Source organism: Streptomyces muensis (assembly GCF_021474425.1).
GTDB classification, from domain to species: Bacteria; Actinomycetota; Actinomycetes; order Streptomycetales; family Streptomycetaceae; genus Streptomyces; species Streptomyces muensis.
The window spans coordinates 1-8,574 of record NZ_JAKEIP010000313.1; the positions used below are offsets into that span (position 1 = coordinate 1).

Annotated in this window: 6 protein-coding genes; 3 read left to right on the plus strand and 3 right to left on the minus strand. The window is 71.1% G+C overall.

The window, feature by feature from the left end; all coding sequences use genetic code 11:
• Positions 1-1,446 (plus strand): DUF2079 domain-containing protein (locus L0P92_RS38965; RefSeq protein WP_372497401.1); only part of this gene is annotated, 1,446 nt, incomplete at its 5' end.
• Positions 1,447-1,528: 82 nt separating this feature from the next.
• Here L0P92_RS38965 and L0P92_RS38970 read toward each other — a convergent pair.
• Both L0P92_RS38970 and L0P92_RS38975 read right to left on the minus strand, forming a co-directional pair.
• The gene (locus tag L0P92_RS38970) at positions 1,529-4,099 is read right to left on the minus strand and encodes an ABC transporter permease (RefSeq protein ID WP_234767868.1); all 2,571 of its coding nucleotides are present in this window, start codon (positions 4,097-4,099) and stop codon (positions 1,529-1,531) included.
• On the minus strand, positions 4,096-4,884 hold the full coding sequence (locus L0P92_RS38975) for an ABC transporter ATP-binding protein (RefSeq protein WP_234767869.1): 789 nt from the start codon (positions 4,882-4,884) through the stop codon (positions 4,096-4,098). Before L0P92_RS38975 ends, L0P92_RS38970 begins: the two co-directional genes overlap by 4 nt.
• 413 nt (positions 4,885-5,297) lie before the next feature.
• Here L0P92_RS38975 and L0P92_RS38980 point away from each other — a divergent pair, with 413 nt between their 5' ends.
• Together L0P92_RS38980 and L0P92_RS38985 are read left to right on the plus strand one after the other, a co-directional pair.
• Complete coding sequence (locus tag L0P92_RS38980) at positions 5,298-6,812, plus strand: MFS transporter (protein ID WP_234767870.1); 1,515 nt, start codon at positions 5,298-5,300, stop codon at positions 6,810-6,812.
• Positions 6,813-6,864: 52 nt separating this feature from the next.
• The gene (locus L0P92_RS38985; protein ID WP_234767871.1) at positions 6,865-7,146 is read left to right on the plus strand and encodes a hypothetical protein; all 282 of its coding nucleotides are present in this window, start codon (positions 6,865-6,867) and stop codon (positions 7,144-7,146) included.
• A 62-nt stretch (positions 7,147-7,208) separates the two neighbouring features.
• Here the strand turns inward: L0P92_RS38985 and L0P92_RS38990 are convergent, their stop codons facing one another.
• On the minus strand, positions 7,209-8,177 hold the full coding sequence (locus tag L0P92_RS38990; RefSeq protein ID WP_234767872.1) for an endonuclease/exonuclease/phosphatase family protein: 969 nt from the start codon (positions 8,175-8,177) through the stop codon (positions 7,209-7,211).
• Between the last annotated feature and the right edge of the window lie 397 nt (positions 8,178-8,574).

The window sequence follows — 8,574 nt, forward strand, 5'->3', positions numbered from 1 at the left end:
CCCGCCACCTCCGCGACGCCGAACACGTCATCGGACCCCCACATACCGGCGCCCACCACGAGCCCCGAAGGGCACGCTCGGCCCGGGGCCGGCCGGCGTGACCCATGGCTGTTGGCCGTGTTGCTCTTCGTCGGCTACGCGATCGTCTCCGTCGGGCGTTACCGGCATCTGGGGCAGCGGTCGTGGGATCTGGGGATATTCGAGCAGGTCATCCGGGCATACGCGCATCTGCAGGCGCCGATCGCCGACCTGAAGGGGCCCGGGTTCAACATCCTCGGCGATCACTTCAGCCCGGTGACCGTCCTGCTCGCGCCGCTGTACCGGGTGTTCCCCTCCCCGGTCACCCTCCTCGTCGCGCAGGCGGCGCTCTTCGCGCTCTCCGCCGTTCCCGTGACCCGTGCGGCGGCCCGGCTGCTCGGGCGGGCGCGGGGGCTCGCGATCGGGGTGGCGTACGGGCTGTCGTGGGGGCTTCAGCAGGCCGTCGACTTCGACTTCCACGAGATCTGCTTCGCCGTACCGCTGATCGCGTTCAGCCTGGAGGCGCTGCTCGCGCGGCGTTGGCGGGCGGCTCTGCTGTGGGCGTTGCCCCTCGTCCTCGTGAAGGAGGACCTGGGGATGACCGTCGCGGCCATCGGCGTGGTCGTCGCCCTGCGGGCCCGCCGGGACTCCGCGCGGGCGGCGCGGTACGCGATGGGCGTCGCCGTGTTCGGCGTGGTGGCCGTCGCGGTCACGCTGCTGCTGGTCATCCCGAGCTTCAACAGCGCCGGGACCTACGACTACTGGAACAAGGTGGGCGAGTCGGAGGGCGGCGGCCCCTTCGACGGACTCGACACCAAGCTCCGTACGCTCGGCTGGCTACTCGTCCCCACCACCGGGCTGCTCGCGATCCGCTCGCCGCTGCTGCTGGTCGCCCTGCCCACGGTCGGCTGGCGGTTCGCCTCCTCGTACTCGCAGTACTGGGGCACGGACTGGCACTACAACGCCGTCCTCATGCCCGTCGTCGTCCTCGCGCTCGTCGACGCCCTCGACACCGCGCGGCACAGCACGCGCGCGTGGCTGCGGTCGTACGCGGAGCACCTGCCCGCCGCCGTGGCGGCCGCCTCGGTCGCGCTGACCACCTCGCTGCCGCTGGCCGCGCTGACCGAGAGCGAGATCTATCGCAAGCCCGCGCGCGTGACCGCCGTCGAGCGGCTGCTCGCCCAGGTTCCCGACGACGCCTCCGTGGAGGCGAACATCGCGCCGATCAGCCGGCTCACCTCCCGCTGCCAGGTCTTCTGGATCAGCAACACGCGCGGCGTCGACCCCGACTTCATCGCCCTCGACAACTCCCGCAAGCGCTACAGCGACGTCGAGGCGTACGCCCGGGAACTGCACCCCGACTCCCGCTACGTCGTCACCGGCACCGCCTACGGCGTCGTACTCCTGGAGCGGCAGCCCGCCGGGTGAGGTGGGCACCGCGCGGGCCCGGTCCGGGAGGTGGAACCTCCTGCGGACCGGGCCCGTCCCCCGCAACCCCCGTATGCGGTGGCTATTCGGTCGCGATGGCGTTCAGTACGTTCATCCGGCCCGCCCTGAACGCCGGCACCAGTGCCGCGAACAGGCCCACGAAGGCCGAGCCGATGAAGACGCCGATGATCGTCGGCCACGGGATGTCGAGGACGTTCAGGCCCTCCAGGGCGAGCAGCTTCTGGGCCGTGGCGCCCCAGCCCATGCCGAGTCCGAGGCCCAACAGGGCGCCGAACAGGGCGATCACCACCGACTCCATGCGGATCATGCGGCGCAGCTGGCGGCGGGAGAGGCCGATGGCGCGCATCAGGCCGATCTCGCGGGTGCGTTCCACCACCGACAGCGCCAGGGTGTTCACCACACCGAGGACCGCGACGATGATCGCCAGGGCGAGCAGGCCGTAGACCATGTTCAGGAGCTGGCCGACCTGGTCCTTGAGCTCCTGCTTGTAGTCGGTCTGGTCGCGGACCTGGTACTGCGGGTAGCCGTCCAGGGACTTCTTCAGGGCCGCGTACGCCGCCTCCTCCTGACCGTCCTTCGCCTTGGCGAACATGATCACGTTCTGCGGGATCCGGTCGGCGGGGAGGTACTTCCGCAGCGTCTCGATACTCGTGTAGCGAGCGCCCTGGTCGATGGAGGTGTCGTCATCCGTGATGGCCGCGACCTTCAGCTTCGCCGCCTCACCGCCCTTGAAGGCGACGGTGATGGTGTCGCCGACGCGCACGCCGTGCTCCTTGGCGTAATCGGAGCCGACCGACATGGCGTCCTTGCCGTAGGCGGCGGAGAGCGTGCCCTGCGTGGTCGTGCGGCGCAGGTCCTCGGCGTACGTCGGGTCGGCGGCGGTGATGCCGCTGTCGTCGGTCTTGCCGTCCGGCGAGGTCAAGGTGGCGTCGACGTCCTTGTAGCGGGTGACGTGGGCCAGGCCCGGCGTCCGCTCCATGGCCTTCTCGACCTGCGGCACGATCTCCTGCTGCTGGGCCATGACGATGAAGTCGGCGCCCACCGACTTGTCGAGTTCACTCGTCGCCGAGGCGACCATCGAGGAGCCGACCACCGACAGGCAGGCCACCAGGGCGAGGCCGATCATCAGGGCGGCGCCCGTGGCACCGGTACGGCGCGGGTTGCGCAACGCGTTGCGCTCGGCCATGCGGCCGACGGGGCCGAAGGCGCGCAGCAGGACCGCGCTGATCACCCGGACCACGGCGCCCGCGAGCAGCGGACCGATGACCACGAAGCCGATCAGGGTCAGCACCACGCCGCCACCCAGCATCAGCGCGCCGTCGCTCGCCTTGTCGGCCGTGGCGGCCGCGAACAGGGCGTAGGTGCCGGCGCCCGTGAGGACCAGTCCGATCAGGCCGCGGATCCAGCCGGCCTTGATGTCGGCCGGGGTTCCGGCGTCGCGCAGGGCGGCCATCGGGGAGACCTTGCCGGCGCGGCGGGCGGGGAGGTAGGCGGCGAGGACGGTGACGACGACGCCGAGGATCAGGCCGATGACCGGGGTGGTCACCTTCACCGTCAGGTCGTCGGTGGAGAGGTTCATGCCGGCCATCGACATCAGCTTCATCAGGCCGACGGCGATGCCGACACCGGCGGCCACGCCGAGTATCGAGCCGATGAAGCCGAGCAGCAGGGCCTCCACCAGCACGGACCGGTTGACCTGCCGGCGGGAGGAGCCGATGGCCCGCATGAGGCCGATCTCGCGGGTGCGCTGGGCGACCAGCATCGAGAAGGTGTTGATGATCAGGAAGATGCCCACCAGGAACGCGATCCCGGCGAAGCCGAGCATGGCGTACTTGATGATGTCCATGAACTCGCCGACGTCCTTGCGGTTCTCGTCGGCGTTCTCCTTGGCCGTCTGGATCTTGTACGAGCCGTTCAGGGACTTGGCGATGTCCTGCTTGAGCTGGGTGTCGCTGACGCCGGCCGCCGCGGTGACGGCGACCTGGGTGAAGCGGCCGGTGGCGCCGAGGAGGGTGCGCTGGGCGGTGGCGGTGTCGAAGTAGACGACGGCCGCGCCGGGGTTGGTGACCTTCCAGGAGGCGATGCCGACGATCCGCGCGCGGATGTCGCCGGTGGCGGCGATGGTGCGCAGTTCGTCGCCGAGCTTCAGGTCGTGCTTGTCGGCGGTGTCCGCGTCGACCATGACGTCGGTGGGCCCGCGCGGGGCGTGCCCGGAGGTGATCTCCATGGACTTCAGGTCGTTCCTGGTCCAGTTGCCGGCGATGGTGGGCGCACCGGTGGAGGAACCCATGTTCTCGTTCTCGGAGTTGACGACGGTCACGCTCATGGAGGCGACCGCGCCCTCGGCCTGCTTCACGCCGTCGACGGCCGCGACCTGCTCGACGGTGGAGGCCGGCAGCGAGACCGGGCGGCCCGTGCCGCCGCCGTCGTCCTCGTCCTCGGCCGTCTTCGGGCTGACGGTGACGTCGGAGGCGGTGACGGCGAAGAGCTTGTCGAAGGTGGTGTTCATGGTGTCGGTGAACACGAGCGTGCCGCTCACGAAGGCCACCGACAGCAGGACGGCCACGGCCGACAGGGCCATGCGTCCCTTGTGCGCGAAGAAGTTGCGCAGAGAGGTCTTCAGGACGGTCATGACGTACGCCCCCGGGCGTCGAAGTCCTTCATGCGGTCCAGGACGGCTTCGGCGGTGGGCTTGTACATCTCGTCGACGATGCGTCCGTCGGCGAGGTACAGCACCCGGTCCGCGTACGAGGCGGCGACGGGGTCGTGGGTGACCATCACGATGGTCTGCCCGAGCTCGTCGACGGAGCGGCGCAGGAAGCCCAGCACCTCGGCGCCCGCGCGCGAGTCGAGGTTTCCGGTCGGCTCGTCACCGAAGATGATCTCGGGCCGGGCGGCCAGGGCGCGGGCCACGGCGACGCGCTGCTGCTGGCCGCCGGAGAGCTGGGTGGGCCGGTGCCTGAGCCGGTCGGACAGGCCGACGGTGTCGACGACGCGGCCGAGCCACGCCTTGTCGGGCTTGCGGCCCGCGATGTCCATGGGCAGCGTGATGTTCTCCAGGGCGTTGAGCGTCGGCAGCAGGTTGAACGCCTGGAAGATGAAGCCGATCCGGTCCCGCCGCAGCTGGGTGAGCTTCTTGTCCTTCAGCCCGGTGATCTCGGTCTCGTCGAGGTAGATCTGGCCGCCGGTGACGGTGTCGAGCCCGGCGAGGCAGTGCATCAGGGTGGACTTGCCGGACCCCGAGGGCCCCATGATCGCGGTGAACTGCCCCCGCGCGATGTCCACGTCCACATGGTCGAGCGCGACGACCCGGGTCTCCCCCGACCCGTACGCCTTGACGACCTGCCGCGCCCGCGCGGCAACGGCCGTACGCCCTCCAGTGCCCCCGTGCCTGGGAATGGTCACAGCCGATGTCACGGTATGTCTCCTAAGTCGGTTATGAGTCGACGTACTGAGCCGTGTGCCGGTACGTCGATGACTGGGTACGTCGTTGAGTCTGGTGCCCGAGCAGGGTCCGGCGCGCTGGTGCCGAGCCCCGTCTTGTACGGGGGAAAACCCCACCCCCGCCGGTCCGGTGAGCCGCCCCCCAGCGGCGTAAAGCCAGATTAAGGACGGCCCCCCGGGCGTCTCGTCCTCCGGCGGTACCAACCCTCCCCGAGACCTAGTACGGAGGTACCCCTAGGGGCTCTCCACCCTTCGGTGGAGCGCGCGTCGGGGTCGTCTCCACCCTGCGGTCCATCAAGGCTCCACCCTCCCGCGACGTCAGGGTCAAGTGGGAAGCTGTTCGCCGGCAGGTAGGTGCAAGGGGAACGCATCAGGAGAGGAACCCGGTGGGCAGTACGAGACCCGCGATACGCGACACCGCACGGCGCACCGGAACGGACGGCCGCTCGGCCGTGGTCGCGGCCCTGATGCTCGCGATGGCGCTGGCCGCGCTCGACGCCACCATCGTCTCCACGGCCGTACCGCAGATCGTCGGCGACCTCGGCGGCTTCTCGGTCTTCTCCTGGCTGTTCTCCGGCTATCTGCTCGCCGTGACGGTGACCCTGCCGGTCTACGGCAAGCTCTCCGACACCTTCGGCCGCAAGCCGGTGCTGGTCGCGGGCGCGGCGCTGTTCCTGCTGGGCTCACTGCTGTGCGCGCTGGCCTGGAACATGGCGGCGCTGATCGCGTTCCGGATCGTGCAGGGGCTGGGCGGCGGGGCGCTCCAGGGGACGGTGCAGACGCTGGCCGCCGATCTGTACCCGCTGGAGGAACGGCCCAGGATCCAGGCCAGGTTGTCCACGGTGTGGGCCGTGTCGGCGGTGGCGGGGCCCGGGTTGGGCGGGGTCCTGGCGGCGTACGCGGACTGGCGGTGGATCTTCCTGATCAACCTGCCCATCGGGGCGGTGGCCCTGTGGCTGATCGTGCGGCATCTGCACGAGCCGAAGCGCGACCCTGACCCGGAGGCGCCGGCCACGCGCGCGCGTGTCGACTGGGCGGGCGCGCTGGCGGTGTTCGCGTGCGGGGGCGTGCTGCTGACGGCGCTGGTGCAGGGCGGGGTGGCCTGGCCGTGGCTGTCGGGGCCCTCGCTCGCCCTGTTCGGTACGGGACTGGCGCTGGTGGCGGTCGTGGTGGTCGTGGAGCGCCGGGCGGCCGAGCCGATCATCCCGGGCTGGGTGTGGCGGCGCCGGACGATCGCGGCGGTGAACCTGGCGCTGGGCGCGCTGGGGTTGCTGATGGTGGCGCCGACGGTGTTCCTGCCGACGTACGCCCAGTCGGTCCTCGGCCTGGCCCCGATGACGGCCGGGTTCGTGCTGTCGGTGTGGACGTTGAGCTGGCCGCTGTCGGCCGCGTGCAGTCAGCACGTGTACCGCAGGATCGGCTTCCGCAACACGGCGATGCTGGGCATCGGGACGGCGTCGCTGATCCTCCTCGCCTTCCCCTTCCTGCCCTATCCCGGTCAGGCGTGGCAGCCGACCCTGCTGATGCTGCTGCTGGGGGCGGCCCTCGGGCTGTTCCAACTGCCGCTGATCGTGGGTGTGCAGTCGACGGTGGGCTGGTCGGAGCGGGGTACGACGACCGCTTCGGTGCTGTTCTGCCGGCAGACGGGCCAGACGATGGGCGCGGCACTGTTCGGCGCGGTCGCGAACGGCGTACTGGCGTCCCGGCTCGGCGGCGCGGGCGACCTGGAATCGGTGACGCGGGCCCTGGACTCCGGCGGTACGGCCCCGGAGGCCACCAGGCGGGCCATCGCCGACGCGGTGCACGCGGTGTACCTGGGCGCGGCCGGTGCGGCGGCGCTGGCCTTCCTGGTCCTGTTGCTGCTGGCACCGAGGCGGTTCCCGGTACTGGAGGAGACCTGATCCCGCCTTTTGTACGGTGACCCCAACACCCGCTGCCCGAAGGAGACTTGGCTTGTCCAGGCTCGCCCGCACACTCGCGGCCATCGCCGTGGCGGTCGGGATCGCCGGGTACGCCGCGACCGAGTACCTCGACGCGAGCACCCCTGACGCCCGCCCCACCACTCCCACCAGCCCCTACACGCCCGAGCCGACGCCCCCGGACTGCACCCCGGTGCCACGGGCCACCTCGCGTCCGACGACGCTTCCCCCGGCACTTCCGACCGCCAACCCCATGGACCCCCCGGTCGAGGCCCACCTGTGCGTCGGCTGGCACGCCACGGTCGAGGAGCGGTGAAGGCGGCTTCCGAACCGGCTTCCGAACCGGCTTCCGGACCCGAACCGCCCGCTCGACCTGCGCTACCGCAGCGTGACGCGCGCGGCGACCGGCAGATGGTCGCTGCCGGTCGCGGGCAGCGTACGGATGTGACCGACCGTCGCCGAGCGGGCCATGACCTGGTCGATCCGGGCCAGCGGCAGACCGGCGGGGAAGCTGAACGCGAAGCCCCGCTCCGCCACGTTCATCCGTGAGGTCAGCGGCGCCAGCCCACGGTCGTCGACCGTGCCGTTGAGGTCGCCCAGCACCATCACCGTCCGCAGCCGCTCACCGGCGACGGCCGCCCCCAGCAGCCGGGCACTCTCGTCCCGCCGGGCGGACGCGAGCCCGCTCGCCCGGACCCGCACGGACGGCAGGTGCGCGACATACGCCGCGACATCGCCGTACGGCGTGCGCACGACGGCGCGCAGCCCACGGCTCCAGTCCTCGCCGACCCCACGCGGCCTGATGTCCACGTGCCGGGCGCCGGTCAGCGGATATCTCGACCAGAGCCCGACGGTCCCCCGCACGACGTGGTACGGGAACTCCCCGGCGAGAGTCTCCTCGTAGACCGGCAGCGCCGGGGGCACCAACTCCTCCAGCGCGATCAGATCGGGCTCGGCGGCGGCCAGGGCACGGGCCGTGCCCGCCGGGTCGTCGTTCTCGTCACTGACGTTGTGCTGCACCACGACCAGGTCGCGCGCGCCGGGCTTCGGCGCGGGCAGGAGCAGCCCGCTGAAGAGGTACGTCCAGGCCGCAACCGGCAGCAGCAGGGCCACCAGCGCGACGGCGGAGCGGCGCAGCAGGGCCAGGCCGAGCAGCACCACGACCACGGCACCGAGCCAGGGCAGGAAGGCCTCCAGCAGACTGCCCACCCGCCCCACGGAGTTGGGTACGGCCCGGTGGAACGCGAGCAACACGGCCGTCAGCACGGCGCACGCGGCGAGCGCGCGCCCGCGAAGGGCCCACCGCGTCGGCCACCGGGTCGCCGCCGCCCGCACCGTCGATGTCATGCCTGCCAAGACGATCCGCCGAGCGGATCAGTTTCCGTCTCCCGCGCCGGGCTCAAAAGTCTGAGTTAACGCCGGTAACACACCAGGTCAGACACGGTTTGATGGAGAAAGCGCATACCGACCACTCAGTTTGGTGAAACCCTCGCCTACTCCCGGTACCGCCGAGTAACGTGCGTGGCTCGCCCGCCCCCCACCTCCCTGCGGTCCGCCGCAACCGGACCCGAGCCACGCAAGGAGCAACGGGATGTCCCCGTCCTTCGACCCGTCACCGCCGTACCAGTACGGCCCGGGCGACACCTCACCGACCTACGGCACCTCACCGTCGTACGGAACCTCACCCTCGTACGACACCTACCCCTGGCAGTCCCCCACCCCGCCGGGGCCACCACCGCCACGC

Bases quoted from the DNA above. Each gene is read 5' to 3' on its own strand.
- L0P92_RS38990 (WP_234767872.1), bottom strand. From the start codon at position 8,177: ATGACATCGACGGTGCGGGCGGCGGCGACCCGGTGGCCGACGCGGTGG.
- L0P92_RS38970 (WP_234767868.1), bottom strand. From the start codon at position 4,099: ATGACCGTCCTGAAGACCTCTCTGCGCAACTTCTTCGCGCACAAGGGA.